Annotated in this window: 21 protein-coding genes; 6 read left to right on the top strand and 15 right to left on the bottom strand. The window is 62.6% G+C overall.

Features of this window, described 5'->3' with window-relative positions:
- Positions 1-15: 15 nt before the first annotated feature.
- Together NKJ15_RS05460 and NKJ15_RS05455 are read right to left on the bottom strand one after the other, a co-directional pair.
- Positions 16-993, bottom strand: a complete 978-nt coding sequence (locus tag NKJ15_RS05460; protein WP_352469444.1) for a tripartite tricarboxylate transporter substrate-binding protein — start codon at positions 991-993, stop codon at positions 16-18.
- A 185-nt stretch (positions 994-1,178) separates the two neighbouring features.
- Positions 1,179-1,634: a DUF2214 family protein gene (locus NKJ15_RS05455; RefSeq protein WP_352814487.1), complete on the bottom strand. Its 456-nt coding sequence runs from the start codon at positions 1,632-1,634 to the stop codon at positions 1,179-1,181.
- A 218-nt stretch (positions 1,635-1,852) separates the two neighbouring features.
- Between NKJ15_RS05455 and NKJ15_RS05450 the strand changes: the two genes are divergently transcribed.
- From NKJ15_RS05450 to NKJ15_RS05425, 6 genes are all read left to right on the top strand, one after another.
- Positions 1,853-2,392 (top strand): GNAT family N-acetyltransferase, encoded by a 540-nt coding sequence (locus NKJ15_RS05450; RefSeq protein WP_352814485.1) that lies wholly within the window; start codon positions 1,853-1,855, stop codon positions 2,390-2,392.
- Positions 2,393-2,623: 231 nt separating this feature from the next.
- Positions 2,624-3,577 (top strand): Bug family tripartite tricarboxylate transporter substrate binding protein, encoded by a 954-nt coding sequence (locus NKJ15_RS05445; RefSeq protein WP_352814483.1) that lies wholly within the window; start codon positions 2,624-2,626, stop codon positions 3,575-3,577.
- A gap of 154 nt (positions 3,578-3,731) precedes the next feature.
- Positions 3,732-4,265: a tripartite tricarboxylate transporter TctB family protein gene (locus tag NKJ15_RS05440; RefSeq protein WP_352502673.1), complete on the top strand. Its 534-nt coding sequence runs from the start codon at positions 3,732-3,734 to the stop codon at positions 4,263-4,265.
- A 4-nt stretch (positions 4,266-4,269) separates the two neighbouring features.
- Positions 4,270-5,793 (top strand): tripartite tricarboxylate transporter permease, encoded by a 1,524-nt coding sequence (locus NKJ15_RS05435; protein ID WP_352469448.1) that lies wholly within the window; start codon positions 4,270-4,272, stop codon positions 5,791-5,793.
- A gap of 15 nt (positions 5,794-5,808) precedes the next feature.
- On the top strand, positions 5,809-6,993 hold the full coding sequence (locus tag NKJ15_RS05430) for a CaiB/BaiF CoA transferase family protein (protein WP_352814481.1): 1,185 nt from the start codon (positions 5,809-5,811) through the stop codon (positions 6,991-6,993).
- 19 nt (positions 6,994-7,012) lie between these two features.
- Positions 7,013-7,864 carry a citryl-CoA lyase gene (locus NKJ15_RS05425; protein ID WP_352814479.1) on the top strand — a complete coding sequence of 284 codons (852 nt, stop codon included), beginning with the start codon at positions 7,013-7,015 and terminating at the stop codon, positions 7,862-7,864.
- Between the two features lie 79 nt (positions 7,865-7,943).
- Here NKJ15_RS05425 and NKJ15_RS05420 read toward each other — a convergent pair whose 3' ends face one another.
- The 13 genes from NKJ15_RS05420 to NKJ15_RS05360 form a co-directional block, all read right to left on the bottom strand.
- Positions 7,944-8,453, bottom strand: coding sequence for an NUDIX hydrolase (locus NKJ15_RS05420; protein ID WP_352814478.1), 510 nt, complete (start codon positions 8,451-8,453; stop codon positions 7,944-7,946).
- 130 nt (positions 8,454-8,583) lie between these two features.
- Complete coding sequence (locus NKJ15_RS05415; protein ID WP_352539406.1) at positions 8,584-8,850, bottom strand: hypothetical protein; 267 nt, start codon at positions 8,848-8,850, stop codon at positions 8,584-8,586.
- Positions 8,851-9,010: 160 nt separating this feature from the next.
- A complete protein-coding gene (locus NKJ15_RS05410) occupies positions 9,011-9,703 on the bottom strand; it encodes a response regulator transcription factor (RefSeq protein ID WP_352448298.1) in 693 nt (230 codons plus the stop codon).
- Positions 9,700-12,441, bottom strand: coding sequence for a DUF4118 domain-containing protein (locus tag NKJ15_RS05405; protein WP_352814476.1), 2,742 nt, complete (start codon positions 12,439-12,441; stop codon positions 9,700-9,702). Before NKJ15_RS05405 ends, NKJ15_RS05410 begins: the two co-directional genes overlap by 4 nt.
- A gap of 53 nt (positions 12,442-12,494) precedes the next feature.
- Complete coding sequence (gene kdpC, locus NKJ15_RS05400; RefSeq protein WP_352502664.1) at positions 12,495-13,064, bottom strand: potassium-transporting ATPase subunit KdpC; 570 nt, start codon at positions 13,062-13,064, stop codon at positions 12,495-12,497.
- A 12-nt stretch (positions 13,065-13,076) separates the two neighbouring features.
- Positions 13,077-15,170, bottom strand: a complete 2,094-nt coding sequence (gene kdpB, locus NKJ15_RS05395; RefSeq protein ID WP_352814474.1) for a potassium-transporting ATPase subunit KdpB — start codon at positions 15,168-15,170, stop codon at positions 13,077-13,079.
- 213 nt (positions 15,171-15,383) lie between these two features.
- Positions 15,384-17,087, bottom strand: coding sequence for a potassium-transporting ATPase subunit KdpA (gene kdpA / locus NKJ15_RS05390; protein WP_352814472.1), 1,704 nt, complete (start codon positions 17,085-17,087; stop codon positions 15,384-15,386).
- Positions 17,088-17,112: 25 nt separating this feature from the next.
- Positions 17,113-17,202, bottom strand: coding sequence for a K(+)-transporting ATPase subunit F (locus NKJ15_RS05385; protein ID WP_023675300.1), 90 nt, complete (start codon positions 17,200-17,202; stop codon positions 17,113-17,115).
- Between the two features lie 333 nt (positions 17,203-17,535).
- Positions 17,536-19,017, bottom strand: a complete 1,482-nt coding sequence (locus NKJ15_RS05380; RefSeq protein WP_352814470.1) for a hypothetical protein — start codon at positions 19,015-19,017, stop codon at positions 17,536-17,538.
- 107 nt (positions 19,018-19,124) lie between these two features.
- Positions 19,125-19,307, bottom strand: coding sequence for a hypothetical protein (locus tag NKJ15_RS05375; RefSeq protein WP_352814468.1), 183 nt, complete (start codon positions 19,305-19,307; stop codon positions 19,125-19,127).
- Positions 19,307-19,495, bottom strand: a complete 189-nt coding sequence (locus NKJ15_RS05370) for a DUF3606 domain-containing protein (RefSeq protein ID WP_352502669.1) — start codon at positions 19,493-19,495, stop codon at positions 19,307-19,309. The genes NKJ15_RS05375 and NKJ15_RS05370 overlap by 1 nt, the downstream gene beginning before the upstream one ends.
- Before the next feature lie 233 nt (positions 19,496-19,728).
- Complete coding sequence (locus tag NKJ15_RS05365) at positions 19,729-19,959, bottom strand: hypothetical protein (RefSeq protein ID WP_352469460.1); 231 nt, start codon at positions 19,957-19,959, stop codon at positions 19,729-19,731.
- 372 nt (positions 19,960-20,331) lie between these two features.
- Positions 20,332-20,766, bottom strand: a complete 435-nt coding sequence (locus tag NKJ15_RS05360) for a DUF3597 domain-containing protein (RefSeq protein WP_352814466.1) — start codon at positions 20,764-20,766, stop codon at positions 20,332-20,334.
- Positions 20,767-20,793 lie beyond the last annotated feature (27 nt).

The raw sequence follows: 20,793 nt of genomic DNA, 5'->3' as shown, positions 1-20,793 counted from the left end.
CCCCGTTAAAAACCTTTAGTCGGCGTACTGGCCGGCCGCTTCGATGATCGGCTTCCAGCGCGCAATCTCACTTTCCAGCTTGGCCTTGAGCGCGGCCGGCGTGGCATCGGCCTCGGGCGACGGCTTGGTGCCGAGTTCGGCAAATCGGGCGACGACGTTCTGGTCCTTCAGCGCCACCTGCAGAGATTTCGACAGGCGTTCGGTGATCTCGGCCGGCGTGCCCTTGGGTGCATAGATGCCGTGCCAGATGCCGACCTGCACCTGGGGAAGACCGGCCTCTATCGTCGTCGGCACGTCCGGCAGCACGTCTAGCCGTTGCGGCGAGGTTACGGCATAAGCCTTGATCGTGCCGCCCTGGATCTGCTTGGTGGTATTGGTCGTCTGGTCGCACATGATGTCGACCTGGCCGCCGAGAAGATCGGTCATGGCCGGGCCGGTGCCCTTATATGGTACGGTGACCAGCGGCGTGCCGATGGCGCTCATAAACAGCATGCCGCACAGATGCGAGGCGGCACCGATCCCGGCATTGGCAACGGTGATGCTGTCCTTGTTAGCCTTGGCGTAGTCGACCAGCCCCTTCAGATCGGTCGGCTCGAGATCCTTGCGGCCGACGATGGTCATCGGCACCTCGGTGACGAGGCCGACATATTCGAATGCGTTCAGCGTGTCGTAGGCGAGCTTTCTGTAGAGCGTAGCACTTGTCGCCATGCCGATGTGATGGAGGAGCAGCGTGTAGCCGTCAGGCTCGGCATTTGCGACGCGGCCCGCGCCCAGTGTGCCGCCGGCGCCGCCGACATTCTCGACGATGACCTGCTGGCCGAGGTCCTTCGACATGGCTTCCGCGACAAGACGCGTGACGGTGTCAGTCGGGCCGCCGGCCGAAAACGGCACGACAATGCTGATCGTGCGTTCGGGGTAGGTCTGCGCGCCAGCGGCCGGTGGGTAAAGCATGGCGGCCGCAACGGCAGCCAGCGCGGCGACGAATTTTCTCATCGTGATTCCTCCCAGGATACGAATTACCAACCGCTACGCGGAGTTCCTCTCAAAACCGAATGTAGATGGAGCAATAACTAGCGCAACCCGACAAATGACAATCAGCCTCGAACGGCAAACTGCACGTTTGTCCGCGCAAATGAGTGGAAAGGTTGGGCCGCGCGATGCCCTTCCTCCGACCTATCTTAATAACCGTAGCCGCGCGCCATCGCCGCCGCGAACACCGGGATCAAGAGGAAGATGAAGGCCTCGGTGCGGACATAGCTGCGAACGGGCGCTAGCTCCGCCGCAGGCACCTGGAAGCCGGGACTGGCGCTCGCCTGCCTATTCCAGGACAGGAATCGGACGGTCGGGATAATCGACAACAGGCCGACAATTGCGAAGGCGGCCATCTTTGCCCAGAACATCCAGTTGTAGACGTAGAATTCCCAGCCCTTGAGACCATAGATGACGCGGCCGATGCCGGCGACGATGATCAGCATGGCGATGATGCCGTAGTGGCGATCGATGCCGACAAGCCGCTTCAGCGTCGCGGCGGACAAGTCGCTGCGGATCAGGACGAACTCGGCGCCGATGATGCCTGCCAGCGAAAACACCAGCAGATGATGGAAGATGGCAAGCACAAGGTCGGTGGTGTCCATGCTGTTTTCCCTCTGTCGGACGGCAGCGCCGAAACCCAACGCGCCTGAACCAGTACTGGAGAAAAACTAACACCGCCTGGCAGGATTCACATCAGCCTGGAAGATGATCTACACAGCCTTGGCTCTTGTTTTTCGCAACGGATTTGGATTTCCCGTCTCGGGCGTGTCGCTGTCCCCACTTTTGGAAGACCTGCACGGGCAACAACCGAGACATGACCATGGCCAGTCCGCATACAATTGTCGCCCCAGTAATTGAGACCTCGCGCACGGTCCTGCGGCCGCACCGGCTTGACGATTTCGACGCCTATGTCGCGATGTGGGCCGATCCCGCCGTCACCCGCTTTATCGGCGGCAAGCCGCGCACGCGGGAGGAAAGCTGGATGCGCTTCCTGCGCCACGCCGGCCTGTGGTCGCTTCTGGGCTACGGCTTCTGGGCGATCGAGGAAAAGGCGACCGGCCGCTTCATCGGCGAGGCCGGCTTTCACGATCTGAAACGCGACATGACGCCGTCGATCGAGGGCATTCCGGAGGCCGGCTGGGCTCTGGTTTCGGGCGCGCATGGCCACGGGTTGGCCAGCGAAGTCGTCGCACGGGTGCTTGCCTGGGGCGACGAGACGTTCGGCGCCGCGAAGACCGTCTGCATCATCGATCCGGAAAACACCGGATCGCTGAACGTCGCGGCAAAATGTGGTTATGGCGAAGTGCTGCGAACCGTCTACCAAGGCAAGCCGACCATCCTGCTGGAGCGGCAACCCTGACGGATGTTGTTTGGCACTGCCTGCCACGTCGTCTTCGGGCGTCCGGTTCGCCAGCCTGAAAATCGCGCAGGCCGATTGTGCCGCATGCGGCGTGTTCTGTCTTTGACAGGAAGACGCAAACTCTGCATGAATTTTATCGAGCGGGTCTGAAGTCAGGCCACGTTTCTGGCAGGCACCGGAGGAGGTGTCGCGATTTGGAGGAATCCCGTGCTGAACAGACGCCGATTCTTGATGAGCACCGCGGCAGCGGGTGCTGCCGGACTCGCGGCATCGCATTTTATCCCCGCCTTCGCGCAGGACGCGCCGCAGCTGCAGATTTTCGTGCCAGCGGCGCCGGGCGGCGGCTGGGACCAGACGGCGCGCGCCATGGACCAGGTGCTGCGCAGCGAAAAACTGATCTCCGGCTCGCAGATCACCAATGTCGGCGGCGCCGGCGGTACTGTCGGCCTGCCGCAATTCGTCAACCAGTGGAAGGGCAAGGGCAATGCGCTGATGGTGGCTGGCATGGTCATGGTCGGCGCGATCATCGCCAACAAGGCGGCTAACAACCTTACCGAGGTCACGCCAATCGCCCGCGTTACTGGCGAGTTCGAGGCGCTTGTGGTGCCGGCCGCCTCGCCATTCAAGACTGCGGCCGACTTTGTTGCCGCCCTCAAAGCCGACCCGACGCAGGTTCCGGTCGCCGGCGGTTCGGCTGGCGGCTCGGACCACATCTTGTTCGGCCTCATCGCCAAGACCGTCGGTGTTCCGGCCACCAATCTCTCCTATGTGCCGTTTGCCGGCGGCGGCGAGGCGCTGTCGGCGCTGCTCGGCAACCAGGTCGCGGCCGGCATCTCCGGCTATGGCGAGTTCGCCGAACAGGTCAAGGCGGGTGCGCTGCGGCTGCTGGCCATCTCCGCGGATAAACGCCAGGAGGGAATCGATGCGCCGACGATGAAGGAAGCCGGCATCGATGTCGAGCTGTTCAACTGGCGCGGCGTCTTCGCACCGCCCGGCGTCTCGGACGCCGACAAGGCAGCAATGATCAAGCTGATCGAGACCATGGCCAAGAGCGACGCCTGGGCCACCGAATGCAAGAACCGTAACTGGACGCAGATCCTGCTCACCGGTGACGATTATGCGAAATTCGTCGCCGAAGACACGGCCCGCATCGGGACGATCCTCAAGGACCTCGGCCTGGCGTGATGCTCTCGGCAAGGGGCGGCCCGCGCCAACCCTTGCCGACTTTCGCCAGCCGCATGGACATACGCGGCGCCGGAGGTGAAACTAGGCCGAGATCGGCCGAGTGAGACCAGTCCAGGGAGAACCGGCCCTCGGGGCTGGCATTGGGAGGACGATGATGAGCACCAGCGACCAGCAGGCGCCGCCGCGCCTTGCAGTGCCCGAACTGCTGATCGGCGTTGGGCTCCTCGCCTGTGCGGGTGCGGTTGCCTGGCAGACGCTGGCAATCCCGGTCTCGCCGCTCTATTCCAAGGTCGGTCCGACCGTCTTTCCCTACATCACCATGACCGGGATGATGATCCTGTCGCTGCTGCTCATCATTGCCGCCTTGCGGGGCGGATGGCAGCCGGAGGACGAAAAGGAGACGCCGACCGACTGGAAGGCGATGGGCATCGTCGCCCTCGGACTGATCGCCAATCTGGTGCTGATCCAGCCGCTCGGCTTTACCGCTGCATCTGTCATCATGTTCGTTCTCATCTGCCACGGTTTCGGCAGCCGGCGTCCGCTGCGTGACGTGCTGCTCGGGCTGATCCTGGCGCTGGCCGCCTATTTCGGCTTTGCCAGGGCGCTTGGCGTCAATATCGGTGCCGGCTTCATCGAAAACCAGCTGAATGCGATCGTCGATTCGGTCGTCGCCATGCTGAGGGGCTGACGCCATGGAAACGCTCGGCCATCTCGCGCACGGATTTTCGGTCGCCTTCTCGCCGATCAATCTCATATGGTGCCTGGTCGGCACCACGCTGGGGACTGCGATCGGCGTGCTGCCCGGCCTCGGGCCGGCTCTGACCATCGCGCTGCTGTTGCCGATCACCTATCAGGTGGCGCCGGAGGCATCCTTCATCCTGTTTGCCGGCATCTACTACGGCGCCATGTATGGCGGCTCGACGACATCGATCCTGCTCAACACGCCTGGCGAAAGCGCCACCATCGTCACCGCGCTGGAAGGCAACCGGATGGCCCGCTCCGGCCGTGGCGGTGCGGCCCTGGCGACCTCGGCGATCGGCTCCTTCGTCGCCGGCACGCTGGGCACGATCGGCGTTGCCTTCCTGGCGCCGATCGTCGTCAAATTCGCGCTGGCCTTCGGCCCGGCCGAATATTTCTCGCTGATGGTGCTGGCCTTCATCACGGTTTCGGCGGTGCTCGGCTCGTCTTCGGTGCGCGGCCTGACCAGTCTGTTCGTCGGCTTCGTCGTCGGCATGATTGGCGTCGACCTGCAGACGGGGCAGCCGCGCTTCACCTTCGGCATGAGCGAATTGTTGGACGGCGTCGACGTCATCGTCGTCGCCGTTGGCCTGTTCGCCGTTGGCGAGACGCTTTACATGGCCTCGCGCCGCTATGCCGGCAAGGACGATATCGTGCCGTTGAAGGGCTCGCTCTACATGACCGCGGCCGAATGGGCGCGCTCGTGGAAGCCATGGCTGCGCGGTGCCCTGATCGGCTTCCCGATCGGTGCCATGCCGGCCGGCGGCGCCGAAATCCCGACCTTCCTCTCCTATGCTATCGAGAAGAAACTCTCCAGACACAAGGAGGAGTTCGGCACGGTCGGCGCCATTGAGGGCGTTGCCGGGCCGGAAGCGGCCAACAATGCATCCGCGGCCGGCGTGCTGGTGCCGATGCTGACGCTCGGCCTGCCGACCTCGGCGACGGCCGCGATCATGCTGTCGGCGTTCCAGAGCTACGGTATCAATCCGGGGCCGCTGCTGCTGACGACGCAGGCCGACCTGGTGTGGGGGCTGATCGCCAGCCTGTTCATCGCCAATGTCATCCTCGTCGTCCTCAACCTGCCGCTGATCGGGCTGTGGGTGCGATTGCTGAAGATCCCGGCGCCGCAGCTCTATGCCGGCATCCTGGTGTTCGCCACGGTCGGCACCTACGGCATCTCGCAATCGCCGATCGACCTCGTCATCCTCTATCTGCTCGGTGCCGCCGGCTTCCTGATGAGGCGTTTCGATTTCCCGACCGCGCCGGTCATCATCGGCATGATTCTCGGGCCGCTTGCCGAAACGCAGTTCCGCCGCGCGATGACCATCTCCAACGGCGATTGGACGGTGTTCTACAAGCATCCGCTGTCGCTGACGCTGCTGACGCTGGCCTTCATCGGGCTGGTTGGACCGCATATCTGGGCCTACATCGAGCACAGGCGCATGCGTGGACCGGAGCACGTGCCGGGCGATGCCTGAGCTGTTCGTGACGTCATGACAGACCTGCTTTCCGGCATCCGCGTCCTTGACCTGACCAATGTGCTGGCCGGCCCCTATTGCACCTACCAGCTGGCGTTGCTCGGGGCCGACGTCATCAAGGTCGAGACGCCGCAAGGTGGTGATCTGGCGCGCCAGCTCGGCGCCTCGCCGGAGCTCAACCGGGCGGGCATGGGCGCTTCGTTCCTGGCGCAGAATGCCGGCAAACGCTCGGTGGCGCTCGATCTCAAGCAGGAGGCCGACCGCGAACGCTTCCTCGATCTGGTCGCTTCGGCCGACGCGCTGGTCGAGAATTTCCGCCCCGGCGTAATGGACCGGCTGGGGCTTGGCCATGCCCGGCTGAAGGAGGTCCGGCCAGGCCTTGTCTACTGTGCGATATCGGGCTTCGGCCAGACCGGGCCGATGCGCGACAATCCAGCCTACGACCAGATTATCCAGGGTCTTTCCGGCATCATGAGCATCACCGGTACACCGGAAACGGCGCCGCTACGTGTCGGCTATCCCGTCGCCGATACGCTTGGCGGGCTGGTCGGAGCCTTCGCCATTACCGCCGCACTGGTCAAGCAGAAGACGACTGGCGAGGGCGCGTTCCTCGACGTGTCGATGCTCGAATGCACGCTTTCTGCGCTCGGCTGGCCGGTGTCGAACTATCTGACGGCGGACGTCGAGCCGCAGCCGATGGGCAATGAAAACATGACGGCCGCACCGTCTGGCGCGTTTCGCACCGGCGACGGCTTGCTCAACATCGCCGCCAACAAGCAAGAGCAGTTCGTCACACTGTGCCGGTTGATCGGTCGGCCGGAGTTGGCGTCGGATGTCCGCTTTGCCGAGCGCGAGACGCGCAAGCAGAACCGCATTGCATTGAAAGCGCTGATCGAGGATGCCTTGGCGAGCGGCTCGGCCGCCGCCTGGGAGGAGACGTTCAATCGCGCCGGCGTGCCGGCAGGCCGGGTGCTGACAATCCCGCAGGTACTGCAAGAGAGACAAATGATCGAGCGCGGCATGACAGCACGCTTCCAGGCTGTGTCCGGGATGGCCAGGCCGCTGACCGTGGTGCGCGGGGGCTTCATGGTCGATGGCGAGGCACCTTTGCCGAGCAGGCCGCCGCCGGGGCTGGGCGAGCATATGGACGAAGTTTTTGCCAACCTGCCGCCACGCGCCAAGAAAAGAGCGAAGGCATGAGCGGCACGGAAAAGAAGCCATGAGCGACACGGAAAACAAGGCTGGCCGTGCGCGCGGCGAGGAATGGTGGCAGACCGGCATCATCGAGATGCGCCCCGGCGTCATCCGGCTGCGCGGCTATGAAATCCCGGATCTGATCGGTCGCGTCAGCTTTCCGGCAATGATCTGGCTGATGCTGCGCGGCGAACTGCCAAGCGAGGAGCAGGCGGCGCTGCTTGGCATCGCGCTGGGTGCTGCCGTCGACCATGGGCCGCAGGCGCCGTCGATCGCCATCGCCCGCATGGCGATCACCTGCGGCGTCGGCATCAACAGCGCCATGGCATCTGCCATCAACGTGCTTGGCGATGTGCATGGCGGCGCCGGCGAACAGGCGCTTTCCTTCTACGGCGACATCGCCGCTGAAGTGGACGCCGGCGTGCCCCTCACGGGCGCCGTGTCGCTGCGGGTTGATCATTTCCTTGCTGGGGAGGACGGTTATGTGCCCGGGCTCGGCCATCGCTTCCACCCGGTCGACCCGCGGGCGCCCCGCCTCATCGAGCTAACCCACGACTTTGCCGCGCGCGGCATCGTCAGCGGGCGCTTCGCCGACATCGCCGAGGCGATCGAGGCCGAGGTGGCGCGGCGCAAGGGCAAAAAAATCCCCCTCAATATCGACGGCGCCACGGCCGTCATCTACGGCGAGCTCGGCTTTCCGCCGCCGCTGACGCGCGGCCTTTTCGTGCTGTCGCGCTCAGTCGGCATCCTCGCACATGCATGGGAACAGTCGCAGGAGAGCGAACGCAACAAGGGGCCACTGCCGCGCGAATGGCTGTGGGCCTATACCGGCACGCCGGCGCGGCCTCTGCCCGAGGAAGACGATGGCAGTCAGTGAGGCATCGGTTCAAGAGACGGGGGCGGCGGGCGCTGGAAACCAATTCCATCCCGACACAGTCGGGGCATGCCTCCATCTTCTATTGAGCGGGATCTTTTCCAAACGCCGGACTCTGCTTTTTGGGATTATGCTCCAGCTCGGCAATCCTGATGTTCCTCACCAGCGTCGAAAGATCCGGCTCGTCGATCAGCAACGCCGCGTCGGTCGGCGTCAGCCATGCCCGCTGCCGTCTCTTGGCTTCTTGCCACTTGGCAAGTTCCTCGGTTACCTCAAGCAAATAGACGACGACGTCGACACGGACGAAGCGGTTTGCCAGCCGCTTCCAGTAGGAATAGGTGCCGGCCGGTAGTTTCAGTGTCTTGCCGAGAACACCGGCTTCTTCCTGTGCTTCGATGGTGGCTGCCTTGCGGCCGCTCTTGCCCTTCATCGGCCAACCCTTCGGTACGATGAAGCGCCTCGTCGTTCGCGATGTGACCAGCATCACCTCGATATCGCCATGCTCGTTCAGCCGAAAGGGAATCGCCGCGACCTGGCGAACCCCGTCGCCCTTCCTTGCCTTGCGTACAACCTTCTTCTTGCTGGCTGCCATTCGATAATCCAGTCGAATCGGTGCCCAGACGGCAAGGGCAGCGTTGCAAACTCGCCCGCTTTCAATGGGGCGCAGGCGGAGCGGTTTCCCCAGTATATAAGTCGGCTAAATAAATGAAAGAGACCGGTCGTCAGCGGCAGGTGCTGACAAAGCCGCTCCCTGACGGCAGCAACTGGCAAGTTGGCCTCATCTGCGGCACCTCCTGCCGTTGCGGTATTGGGATTTGGCGATCCAGGGCACGGTACTGCTGTTGCTGCTGCTGGTATTGCTGCCGCCGCAGCCTGTTCTCCAACATCTGCAATTGGTCTTGCTGGATCAACACGTTGCGATCGGCGGGACTGCCGACCTGTGCCGATGCAGCTGGATTTACGCCCGACAGCATCGCCGCAGTCAGCATTGCCGACCCTAGAAACGTCAATAGACGAAGCCGTGGCATTCGTTCATTCCCGCACAAAACCAATCTTCGCTTAATATAGGGCTTTTGTCCGGCGACGCCATGGCCGCCGCTGATTTGAAGCAGATTGGAAGAGGCATTTCGGCTTCGGATGCTCGTCGCGTCAGTCGACTTCGCGCAGCCGGTATCCGACGCCGGTCTCGGTCGTGATATAGCGGGGCTGGTCGGGCGTCTTCTCAATCTTTAGCCTGAGTTGCCGGACATAGACTCTGAGATATTGAACGTCGGTGGAATCGCCCCAGACCTGCTTCAGCAGGAACTGGTGGGTGAGAACCTTGCCGGCGTGCTGCACCAAGGTGCGAAGAATGTCGTATTCCTTCGGCGAGAGCTTTATCTCCTTGTCCTCGACCTTGACGATGCGCTTCACCAGATCGACGGAGAGGTCGCCGGTCTGGAACACCGGTCTCTCACCCTGCTGCTGGAACTTGTGGCGAAGCGCGACGCGGATGCGTGCGACAAGCTCGTTCATACCGAATGGCTTGGTGACATAATCGTCGGCGCCGAGTTCGAGGGCCGAGACGATGCCGGCCTCGTCGGTGCGGCTGGAAAGAATAACCACGGGAATGTCCAGGCCATCATCCCGCCATTTGCGGAGCAACTCATGCCCGCTCATGCCGGGCAGGCCGAGATCGAGCAGCACAAGGTCCGGCTTTTCCGTCGCGATGAGTTCAATCGCCGCCCTGGCGTTCGGCGCCTCGCTGATCGCATAGCCTTGGCTGCCAAGCCCGACGCGAAGCAGTTTCCGGATCGGCGGTTCGTCGTCCACCACCAATATCCTGACGTCCAGGCTCGTCATGCCAGATCGTCCATATTTTGATGGCCCGTCTCGGGTTCGCCGAGATTGGGCAGTTCCGCCGGCACCAGTTGCATCTTGATCGTGAAAACCGCCCCCGAGCGGTCGGACCTGTTTGCCGCCAAGAGCGTCCCGCCCATCGCTTCGATGAAGCCGCGGCAAATCGACAGGCCGAGCCCGGTGCCGGCACGCACCTGGTCACCCTTGCGCACACGGTAGAAAGTGTCGAAAACGCGCTCTAGATCCGCTGGCGGAATGCCTGGTCCCTCATCCATGATCTGCAGGATGACGAAGCCGTTGTCGGCCCAGGCTTGCAGGCGGATCGTCGAACCTGGCGGCGCGTATTTTGCAGCATTGTCGAGGAGGTTGAACAGCACCTGTTCGAACAGAACGGGGTCGACCCGCAACATCGGCAGATCCGATGGAATGTCGATCTCGGTCTTATGCTCGCCGACGATTTTGCGGGCCCGATGTAGGGCTGAGCCGACAATGTCGCCGAGATAGTGAAACGCATAGTTCGGCTCCATAGTGCCGGATTCGATCTTGGTCATATCGAGTAGGTTGGCGATGAAGCGGTTAAGCCTCTCCGCTTCATCGAGCACGGTCGACAGCAGTTCCGCCCGGTCCTGCTCGGGAAGTGCGGCCTCGAAGTCCCTGAGTGTTCCGGCTGCGCCCATGATGGCGGCAAGCGGCGTTTTCAAATCGTGGGAAATGGAGGTGAGCAAGGCCGAGCGCAGACGGTCTGCCTCGGCCGCGAGCTTGGCCCGGTCAACATCGGCGACGAGCTGGATGCGTTCGATGGCGACCGCCGCCTGGTCGGCGAGCGCATCGAGCAGACGCTGCTGCTCGGGTGTCAGCAGCGGACCTTGCTTGTCGTTGTCGAGGCCAACGACGCCCACCGCCGTGCGTCCGGTCCGCAGGGGCAGATAGAGGCGCTTTGCTCCGGGCAGCGTGTCGGCGCCGCGCCCGGCGGCGCGGTTATGCTCCCACGCCCAACGGGCTGCTGCGATGTCGGCCTCGGCCAGCGTGTCGTCGGGTGGGTAGCCGGCCTTGACCGCAATCGTGCCGTTCTCCGGCAGAAGCAGCACCACGCGCAGCTTCAGCATCGAGGCGATCTGGAAGGCAGTTGCCCAGAGAACGTCATCAAGCGTCCCAGCGCCGGCGAGCTTCTTTGAGAAGAGATAAATATCTTCTGTGGCGCGTGCCCGCGAGCGCGCGGCGACCGCCTGACGCTGCACGCGCGCTGTTAGATTGCTGCCAATGACCGCAACAACCAGGAAGACAGCCAGCGCAACGATGCTCTCCGGATCCTCGATCGTCAGCGTGTAGCGTGGTTCCAGGAAGAAATAGTTGAAGGCAATGGCGCTGATGAGGCAGGCATACAAAGCCGGCCAGAGACCGCCGGTCACCGCCGACGTCAGGACCCCAATGAGAAAGATGATCGCCAGATTGCGGACGTCGAGAAACTGGTCGAGAAGGACGGCGAAGGCGAGCGAGCCAACAACATAGGCCGTGGCCCTGAGATAGGGCCAGATCTCGAACTGCCACTGCTCGTCCGCCGCCTTGACGGTCCTCGACGTCGCCTCGGCGTTGCGTTCGTTTCCCGAAATGACATGGACGCTGATGTCGCCGGCATTGCGGATGAGATCGTAAGTGAGCGAGCCTTCGATCAATTCCCGCCAACGCGATCGGGTCGGCCTGCCGATCACGATATGGGTGAAGTTGTTCGCCGTCGCATGCCGAACGATGTCTTGCGCGACGTTCTGACCCGGAATGGTCGTCACCTCGGCACCGAGCTGCTCGGCAAGGCGCAGCTGCGTCGCCAGCCGATCCTTGTCCTCCTCGGGCATGGCAGCTGAACGAGGGGTATCGACATGAAGCGCCGTCCAAGGGGCGCGGAGCCGGTCGGCCAACCTCCGCGCATAACGTACACGGGCCGCCCCGCCCGGACGCGCATCGACGCAGACGAGAACCCTTTCCCCCGCCGCCCAAGGCCCGGGTATCGCGTGGGCCTGCATGTGGGTCAGCAACTGCTCGTCGACCCGCTGGGCAGTGCGGCGGAGCGCCAATTCCCGGAGCGCCGTCAGATTGCCCGGCGAGAAATAGTTCTCGATGGCGCGCTGGGCGGTGCTGGGGATGTAGACCTTGCCTTCCTCAAGCCGTTTGATCAGATCGTCGGGGGTGAGGTCGATGATCTCGATGTCGTCGGCCTGGTCGATTATGGAGTCGGGGACAGTTTCCCGCACCCTGACGCGGGTGATCTGCGCCACGACATCGTTCAGGCTCTCGACGTGCTGGATATTCAGCGTCGTGTAGACATCGATGCCGTGCGTCAGGATTTCCTGGACGTCGAGATAGCGCTTGGGGTGACGGCTGCCGGCGACATTGGTGTGGGCGAGTTCGTCGACCAGAACTAGCGCCGGGTGCCGGGCGAGGATGGCGTCGAGATTCATCTCCTCAAGGATCCGCCCCTTGTAATCGATCTCAAGGCGAGGAATGACCTCGTAGCCTTCGACCAGCGTCTGGGTTTCCTTGCGGCTGTGCGTCTCGACGATGCCGATCACCACGTCGACCCCGTCGGCCAGCCTGGCGCGGCCCGACATCAGCATCTCGTAGGTCTTGCCGACACCGGGGGCGGCGCCGAGAAATATCCTCAGGCGGCCGCGCTCCTCCCGCTCGGCATGCTCGAGCAGCGCGTCGGGAGAGGGCCTGGTTTCGGCGGTGCGTCTGTCGTCTGGCATACGGGTCAATCATGAACGGCGCCGGCTTCGGTGTCGATCCCGGCGCCGGTCCTTCACTGTTTCATGGCATCGTCCAGCGCAAGGTTGAGGGCCAGCACATTGACTACCGGCTCGCCGATGAATCCCAATTCGCGATCTTCGACATGGCTGTCGACAAGCGATTTGATCCTGGATTCATCGACGCCCCTGGCCTTGGCCACCCTGGCAACCTGAAAATAGGCCGCATCGGGGCTGATATGCGGATCGAGGCCGCTGCCGGACGTGGTGACCAGATTCATCGGTACCGGCTGGCTCGGGTTTTCGGCTCTCAGCTTTTCGGCGTCGCTCTTGATCCTGTCGATGAGCTTCGGGTTGGTCGGGCCGAGATTCGAGCCGCCCGAGGCGGCGGCATTGTAGCCGTCGCCGGCAGCCGACGGGCGGCCATGGAAGTAGCGGTCGCTTTCGAAAGCCTGGCCGATCAGCTCGGAACCGACGAGCTTGCCGTCCTTCTCGATCAGGCTGCCATTGGCCTGGCGCGAAAACAGCGCCTGGGCAATGCCGGTCATGCCGATCGGATAGACCAAACCCGTCAGAATGGTGAAGAAGACGATCATGACGATCGCGGGCCTGATTTGATTGAGCATCGACGTGGTTCCTTAGGCGAGACCGAGAGCGGTGATGGCCATGTCGATCATCTTGATGCCGACGAAGGGCACTACGACGCCGCCAAGGCCATAGACAATGAGATTGCGGCTGAGCAGCGCACCGGCGCCGACCGCGCGGTATTTGACGCCCCTCAGCGACAGCGGGATCAGCGCAATGATGATCAGCGCGTTGAAGATGATGGCCGAGAGGATAGCGCTCTGCGGCGTCGCCAGATGCATGACATTGAGCGCTTGCAGCGGCCCGGCGGTCTGGCCCGGGGCGATGTAGAAGACGGCGAATATTGCCGGGATGATGGCAAAATACTTGGCCACGTCGTTGGCGATGGAGAAGGTGGTCAGCGAGCCACGCGTCATCAGCAGCGCCTTGCCGATTTCGACGATCTCGATCAGCTTGGTCGGATCGCTGTCGAGATCGACCATGTTGCCGGCCTCGCGCGCCGCGACCGTGCCGGTGTTCATGGCAACGCCGACATCGGCCTGCGCAAGGGCCGGCGCATCGTTGGTGCCATCGCCGCACATCGCGACCAGTTTGCCTTTGGCCTGCTCGTCGCGGATCAGCTTCAACTTGTCCTCGGGCGTCGCCTGGGCAAGGAAGTCGTCGACGCCGGCTTCCGCCGCGATCGCCGCCGCGGTCATCGGATTATCGCCGGTGATCATCACCGTGCGGATGCCCATGCGGCGCAATTCGGCAAAGCGTTCTGCGATGCCGCCCTTGACGATGTCCTTCAGATGGACGACGCCGAGCAGGCGCCCGTCGCGCTCGACCGCGAGTGGAGTGCCACCCGATTTGGCGATCTCGTCGGCGATCGCCTGAAGGTCGCGGACGGTGTCGCTGCCGGGGCGCATACTGCCTGTGGCAACGGCCGAGAGGTTGACGTGGGCAAGTACCGCATCGACTGCGCCCTTGCGGATCGAGGAGCCTTCCAGATCGACACCGCTCATGCGGGTTTGCGCGGTGAAGGGCACGAAAGTCGCGTGCAGGCTTGCCATGTCGCGGGCGCGGATAGCGTATTTTTCCTTCGCCAGGACGACGATCGAGCGGCCTTCCGGCGTTTCGTCGGCAAGCGAGGCAAGCTGAGCCGCGTCGGCCAGTTCCTGTTCGGTGACGCCCTTGACCGGACGAAATGCCGTCGCCTGACGGTTGCCCAGCGTGATGGTTCCGGTCTTGTCGAGCAGCAGCGTGTCGACATCGCCGGCCGCCTCGACGGCGCGGCCCGACATGGCGAGCACGTTGAAGCGCACCAGGCGGTCCATGCCGGCAATGCCGATAGCCGACAGCAGGGCGCCAATTGTGGTCGGGATCAGGGTAACGAACAGGGCGACCAGCACGGTCACCGAGATATAGCCGCCCGAATACGAGGCGAAGCTCGGGATCGTCGCCGTCGCCAGCACGAAGATCAGCGTCATGCCGACGAGCAGGATGTTGAGCGCGATCTCGTTGGGTGTCTTCTGGCGCTCGGCGCCCTCGACCAGCGAGATCATGCGGTCGAGGAACGTATGACCGGCAGCCGCAATGATGCGCACGCGGATCCAGTCGGACAAGACCTGCGTGCCGCCGGTCACCGCCGAACGATCGCCTCCGGATTCGCGGATGACCGGTGCGGATTCGCCGGTGATGGCCGCCTCGTTGACCGACGCCACGCCTTCGACCACCTCGCCGTCCGAGGGGATGATGTCGCCGGCTTCGACAAGCACGATGTCGCCGACCTTCAGGCTGGTGCCGGGCACCAGTTTGAACTTGCTGCGGTCGCCACCGTTCAACAGCTTGGCCTGCGTCTCGGTTCGCGCCCGACGCAGCGAGTCAGCTTGCGCCTTGCCGCGGCCTTCGGCCACCGCTTCGGCGAAATTGGCGAAGAGCACGGTGAACCACAGCCAGATGATGATCTGCAGCGTGAAGCCAAGATCGCCGCCGCTGGTAACGAGATCCTTGACGAACAGCACGGTGGTGAGCGCCGAGACGACGGCGACGACGAACATCACCGGGTTTCGCATCAAGGTGCGCGGGTTCAGTTTTCTGAAGGAACCGCCGATAGCGGGCCACAGAATGCGGGTATCCATGATGCTCACGGATTTCGACGGGCTCATTTGGTAGCTCCAGTGTCGATGTTGTTGACCGGTCGATCGTGTGCCGAACGAAGGTGCGGCGGCCCGTAAGCCAGCAGCCAGATCATGATCAAGGCTGCCGCAATAGCGAGGAATGTGGACAGCGTCGGGAAAGGAGGGGGCGTTTTCTCCCCCTCCGGCTCGGGGCGATGCCGGACCTTTCGAGGTATGATCTTGAACCAGGGCATCGCCGTTTCAGAATGTCTGACCGTGAATCATCGCCAGGTGCTCGACGATCGGTCCGACCGCGAGGGCCGGGAAGAAGGTCAGGCCGCCGACGATCAGGATGACACCGGCCAGCAGCCCGACGAACAGCGGACCGTCGGTCGGGAAGGTGCCGGCGGAGGCAGGGACGGTCTTCTTTGCAACCAGCGAGCCAGCAATCGCCAACGCCGGAATAATGACCAGGAACCGGCCCATCAGCATGCCGATGCCGAGCGTTACGTTGTACCAGGGCGTGTTGCCGCTGAGGCCGCCAAAGGCGGAGCCATTGTTCGCCGCGGCCGAGGTGTAGGCATAGAGAACCTCGGAGAAGCCGTGCGGGCCGGCATTGGCGATGGAAGCAACGCCGGTCGGCAGCACCACCGCGATAGCGGTGAAGATCAGCATTGCAAGCGGCAGGCAGAGCACGCCCAGCATAGCCATCTTGACCTCCTTGGCCTCGATCTTCTTGCCGAGATATTCGGGCGTGCGTCCGACCATCAGCCCGGCGACGAAAACGGCAATGACGATGAACATCAGGATACCGTAGAAGCCGGCGCCGACGCCGCCGACAATAACCTCGCCGAGTTGCATGTTGATGATGGGGATCATGCCGCCGAGTGCGGTGAAGCTGTCATGCATGGCGTTGACCGCGCCGCAGGATGCGGCCGTGGTGATGACGGCAAACAGTGCCGACAGGGCGATGCCGAAGCGGCTCTCCTTGCCCTCCATGTTGCCGCCGTCGACGCCCAGCGCATGGACGAGCGGATTGCCGGCGGCTTCCGCCCAGTAGCAGACGGCAACGCCGGCGATGAACAGCACGCCCATAGCCGACAGAATTGCCCAGCCCTGGCGCTGGTTGCCTACCATGCGGCCGAAGACATTGGTCAACGCCGCGCCGAGGGCGAAGATCGTCACCATCTGGATCAGGTTGGAGATTGCATCGGGATTTTCGAAGGGATGCGCTGCATTGGCGTTAAAGAAACCGCCGCCATTGGTGCCGAGCATCTTGATGGCAACCTGGGAAGCGACCGGCCCGACCGCGATAGTCTGTTGCGCGCCTTCGAGCGTCGTCGCGTTGACGTAGGCAGCGAGCGTTTGCGGCATGCCGAGATAGACATAGACCAGAGTTAACACGATGCAAAAGGGCAAAAGCAGGTAGAGCGTGCCGCGGGTCATATCGACCCAGAAATTGCCGATCGATTTGCCTGAGGCCCTGGCAAAGCCGCGGATCAATGCGACCGCAATGGCGACGCCAGTCGCCGCCGACAGAAAATTCTGCACGGTCAAGCCGGCCATCTGCACGAGATAGGACATCGTGCTTTCGCCGCCGTAGTTCTGCCAGTTGGTGTTGGTCATGAAGCTGGCGGCGGTGTTGAAGGCCAGCCCAGGTTCGACGGCGGTCATGCCGGCCGGATTGTAGGGCAGGCCGCCTTGCAGCCGTTGCAGCAAATAGAGCACCAGGAAGCCGGCCAGGTTAAAGAACAGCAGGGCCGCCGCGTAGGAGGTCCAGTGCTGCTCCTCGCGCTCGCTGGTCCCTGATATGCGGTAGAGCCCGAGCTCGAGCGGGGCCAGAATTGACGACAGGAATGTGCGCTCGCCGCTGAAAACGCGATGCATGTAGCCGCCGAGCGGCTTGGCCAGCAGAACGACGATCCCGCAATAGACGAGGATCTGCAGCCATCCGTTGATTGTCATGGGGTTGGCTCCTTGCCAGCGGAGATCAGAAGCGTTCCGGGCGAACGAGGGCGTATGTCAGGTAGGCGAGAAGAAACAAGGTCACGGCGCCGCCGAGGATATAGTCGAAAAGCATGTTACGATCCCCTAAACTTACAGCTTGTCGCAAGCTTTGATGTAGCCGAAGCATAGAGCAAAGAACGCGATTCCAATCGCGACAAAAACTATGTCCACCGCGCGTTTTCCTTATGTTGTATTTGTTTGTTTACTTTAACAAACTATCCAAACCCGTCGCCGCATCATATCGGCGGCTGGATACACCGCTCCCGTGAATATGGATCAAAGTGCCATAAAGGTTCGAGACGGGACGCGGAGCAAAGAAATCAAAATCCCATAAGGATTTCGCCGCCTCGGCGCTGGCCGAAGCTTCAGGGGGGAGGTGCGCACCGGCGCGCGAAGCTGCCGGGGCTCAGTCCGCGCGGGTGTAGATCACCGCGTAATCGTCCGCATAGGCCCGCTTCCAGCCCAGTTGGTCGAAGAACGGAATGCGGCTGTCGTCGGCGGTCAACAATGCCCAGCCTATCGTATATTTGTCGAGTTGGGCTTTCAGGATCGGCTTGCCCCGGCTGTGCCCAGTCTGCTCATCCGTTTCCGTAAAGCCATTCAGGAAGAGCTGATCCGCGCGGCCGTCAATAAACGTCCTGATGTCATGAAAAATCAGCGTGCCGCCGAAATCGTAGGAGTTCAGCAGATTGCCCGACAGATTATGGGTTTGGGCAAAGGCCAGTGCGTCCCTCGCCGAGGTCTTCTGGCTCGGCGCGACCGGATAGCTCGTGAAGGCGGCAGCCGCCAAAACCAGCAAAACGGCAAGTCCAGCACAAATCCTGGAAAATTGCCGTGTGAAAAATTGTTCAAGTCCGTCACGCTTTTCCGCCGCCCATTTCTCGGCTGAAAGCGCTGGATATTGTTGCGCGACCTCGACGGCAAGGACCACCGGCACGAGAAGAAAGAACAGGTACATGAACCGTATGTGGGTGAGATAGACGTGCAACGTGAAGACAAGGAACAGCGCCTTGGCCCAGCCAATGCGCAATCTCGACACGAGCAGCCCGAAAAGCGCCACCAGCAGGGCCACCTCCTGGAGGGTGTGCCGCGCGACGTCGAAGGGCTGCCACTCCGCAATGTAAGGCACCGCCTCATTGCCATAGGCCACGGTGAATGTGGCGAGTATGGCCTTGACGCCATAGGGATTGAGCAGGCTGACCAGTGGGCAAAGCACCCCGAAAAGGATCCACTTGGCCAGCAGCCGGGGGTTCGACAAGCGTGTGCGCATGACGAGATCGAGGCCGGCGAAGGCGGCGATGACGAAACCGAAGGTGAAGGTGGCATGGAGATTGGCCCAGAGGCAAAGCAGCGCCAGCAGCCATAAGGGCGGTGCTTTCTCGTTGCGTGCGGCCTGGAAAAGACCGGCGGTCCAGACGACGATGATGGGCAAGGTAAAGATGTGCGGCCGGGCGACATAGATTGGCCCGATCAAGAGCGCGAGAACCAGCGTCAGTCCTATCGCCAGCGTCGGCTTCAACCACGCGCTGAGATGCCACGACGTCAAGAAGGCCGTAAGCGCGATTACTGCAGTCGCCAGCAGCACCACGCCGTTCCAGCCGCCGGCTTGAAAGGCAATTGCAAGGAGGACCTGGCTAAGCCATTCCTTGGCGATCCATGGCTGGCCGGCAAAAGTATAGGAATAGATGTCGACGGTGGGGAATGTGCGGCGTGCCAGCATATCCATGCCGACCTTGATGTGCCACCAGCTATCGGGATCCTGCAGGAGGGAGGTGGCAAAGGCGAGGAGCGCCGCCGCCATCACGACCGCCGCCACCAGGCAAAACATCAGCCTCACATGCCGTATGTCGTCTATCGACGGCCTCGCCCCACCAGATATCCCGCGCATATGGCATCCCTGAGCCGCGATAGCGGAAGGGATAGGCCGAATTTGTTAGAAAACCGATAAGCCGCAGGATCGCGGCCCCATGCCGCGCGTCCAACCGGCTGGGCGGCTCAGCCCTCGGCCTTGAAGTTCTTGGCTTCCTTCTCGACCTTCGGGCTGTCCTTGCCGTGCTTGCGCATCAGATCCTTCGCCTGCTTCGGCGAAACGTCGGTGGTTTCGGCCAGGCGCAGAGCCTGCTTTTCGTCCAGATCGCGCGTCTTGCGGTCGGCCATTGCGGTTTTCTTGTCAGCCATTACGACGCTCTTATGCTCTCGGCGATTTCGTTCAGCACCTTGCGGTCGGTGCCGTGGCGCTTGATCAGCGTGCGCGCCTGCTCAGGGGTAATGCCCGCTTCCTCGGCGAAGTGACGTACCTCGTAGTCTTCGCCGCCCGCCACTCGTGAGCGGTCGCGACTGTCGGTCTTGGTTTTGTCGTCGGCCATGGCAGCTCTCCTCATCTCAACGAGAGCATAACGGGCAAGATTTCAGCGAGTTCCTTCGAGCGTGTCGCCCAACTACCGGCTTCGGGCATGACCCGGCATGAGCAGCGGTTTTGCTCAAAGCAATGGCTTGGTGCCAGGCCGACCTTCACGCACAAACAGGCCGGCCTCTTTGGCGGCGCTGCCACCGCCCGCCACTGCTCCTGGGCGCAGCCTGATGTTCGTTCCAGATTGTTTTAATGGGAGCGATGGTCGAACACGACGCCCATGGTCCTACCAACCGCCGTCATGACGATAAGCTCGACCAGATCGTCGTCACTGTTGCCGCAGGCCGGAGCCGTCCTGCGAACGATGTCCAGCATCGCCCTCGTCGATATGGTGTCGCCGGCACCGAACCGTGAAAGCGCAGATGAAACAAGCTCTTGGGCTGTCAAGTCGGCGACCGTCACCCGCTTCACCACGTTCATTGGCTTCCTCCCACCATGAACCCTCTCCCGAGAGAATGATACGCCGAACGTCGCGTTTCGCCAGCAAAATGGTGGTCCTACCAGCGCGTGGGCAGCGACCGAAATCGTCGGTTTTGCGGGAGGCAATCCGGGCGCGAGGCGGCAGCGCTTTGTGCCATGGGACTTCCCATGGACCCAATCCCGGCGGCCGGGATCGGTCTCAGTTTTATCTAATGGCAGTCTGATGCTTGGCAGTGTGGTCTGCTCGGTTGCGGCCGAAGCCGGCGCAGCAAGAACCACGGTGCGGGCAGAACCGGTCTGTCTTTTTCGTTTGACGCAATTCCGGACGGAAAACCGTTCACACGTTTTCCTGGAATTGCTTGTCTTGTGACTCTAGGCGGCCAGGTCGCTCGGAAGCTTGCCGCCGTTCTCGGCCAGCTTTTTCATCAGTGCGTCGTGCAGCCACAGATTCATCGTTACAGTGTCGTTCATATCGCCGGTGTAGTTCAGCTCGTGGGCAAGCTCCTTGCGGGCGCCGAGGCTGCTGTCGATATTCAGAGCCTTCATCAGGTCGACGATCGAATTCTTCCAGTTGAGTTTCTGCCCCCTCGCGGCCACCGCCTTGTCGAGAATGGCAGCGATGTCCGGGGCAAAGGACGGCGCGGCCGGCGCGGCCGGAGCCGGGGTTGCAGCCGGGGCGGATCGGGTAGGCGCCGTCGGCTGGGTGGCCGTGCTCGAAGCAGGCGCGGGAGACGGTTGCGCCGGCGGCGCTTCGGCCGCAACCGCGTTTCCGAAAATCGCACCTTTGATACTGTCGAAAATGCCCATTGCTATCTCCTGTATTGGCTCGACGGT

This window comes from Mesorhizobium sp. M0207, assembly GCF_040321995.1.
GTDB lineage: Bacteria > Pseudomonadota > Alphaproteobacteria > Rhizobiales > Rhizobiaceae > Mesorhizobium.
Note: the sequence above shows the minus strand (reverse complement) of the source record. Positions and strands in the feature narration are given on the sequence as shown.

Coding starts and splice junctions, on each gene's coding strand:
- NKJ15_RS05405 (WP_352814476.1), bottom strand. CDS start 12,441: ATGCCAGACGACAGACGCACCGCCGAAACCAGGCCCTCTCCCGACGCG.
- NKJ15_RS05415 (WP_352539406.1), bottom strand. CDS start 8,850: ATGCTGACTGCGGCGATGCTGTCGGGCGTAAATCCAGCTGCATCGGCA.
- NKJ15_RS05370 (WP_352502669.1), bottom strand. CDS start 19,495: ATGGCCGACGACAAAACCAAGACCGACAGTCGCGACCGCTCACGAGTG.
- NKJ15_RS05425 (WP_352814479.1), top strand. CDS start 7,013: ATGAGCGACACGGAAAACAAGGCTGGCCGTGCGCGCGGCGAGGAATGG.
- NKJ15_RS05440 (WP_352502673.1), top strand. CDS start 3,732: ATGAGCACCAGCGACCAGCAGGCGCCGCCGCGCCTTGCAGTGCCCGAA.
- NKJ15_RS05375 (WP_352814468.1), bottom strand. CDS start 19,307: ATGGCTGACAAGAAAACCGCAATGGCCGACCGCAAGACGCGCGATCTG.
- NKJ15_RS05385 (WP_023675300.1), bottom strand. CDS start 17,202: ATGCTTTTCGACTATATCCTCGGCGGCGCCGTGACCTTGTTTCTTCTC.
- NKJ15_RS05410 (WP_352448298.1), bottom strand. CDS start 9,703: ATGACGAGCCTGGACGTCAGGATATTGGTGGTGGACGACGAACCGCCG.
- kdpB (WP_352814474.1), bottom strand. CDS start 15,170: ATGAGCCCGTCGAAATCCGTGAGCATCATGGATACCCGCATTCTGTGG.
- NKJ15_RS05460 (WP_352469444.1), bottom strand. CDS start 993: ATGAGAAAATTCGTCGCCGCGCTGGCTGCCGTTGCGGCCGCCATGCTT.
- NKJ15_RS05435 (WP_352469448.1), top strand. CDS start 4,270: ATGGAAACGCTCGGCCATCTCGCGCACGGATTTTCGGTCGCCTTCTCG.
- NKJ15_RS05380 (WP_352814470.1), bottom strand. CDS start 19,017: ATGCGCGGGATATCTGGTGGGGCGAGGCCGTCGATAGACGACATACGG.
- NKJ15_RS05455 (WP_352814487.1), bottom strand. CDS start 1,634: ATGGACACCACCGACCTTGTGCTTGCCATCTTCCATCATCTGCTGGTG.
- NKJ15_RS05365 (WP_352469460.1), bottom strand. CDS start 19,959: ATGAACGTGGTGAAGCGGGTGACGGTCGCCGACTTGACAGCCCAAGAG.
- NKJ15_RS05420 (WP_352814478.1), bottom strand. CDS start 8,453: ATGGCAGCCAGCAAGAAGAAGGTTGTACGCAAGGCAAGGAAGGGCGAC.
- NKJ15_RS05430 (WP_352814481.1), top strand. CDS start 5,809: ATGACAGACCTGCTTTCCGGCATCCGCGTCCTTGACCTGACCAATGTG.
- NKJ15_RS05450 (WP_352814485.1), top strand. CDS start 1,853: ATGGCCAGTCCGCATACAATTGTCGCCCCAGTAATTGAGACCTCGCGC.
- kdpC (WP_352502664.1), bottom strand. CDS start 13,064: ATGCTCAATCAAATCAGGCCCGCGATCGTCATGATCGTCTTCTTCACC.
- kdpA (WP_352814472.1), bottom strand. CDS start 17,087: ATGACAATCAACGGATGGCTGCAGATCCTCGTCTATTGCGGGATCGTC.
- NKJ15_RS05360 (WP_352814466.1), bottom strand. CDS start 20,766: ATGGGCATTTTCGACAGTATCAAAGGTGCGATTTTCGGAAACGCGGTT.
- NKJ15_RS05445 (WP_352814483.1), top strand. CDS start 2,624: ATGAGCACCGCGGCAGCGGGTGCTGCCGGACTCGCGGCATCGCATTTT.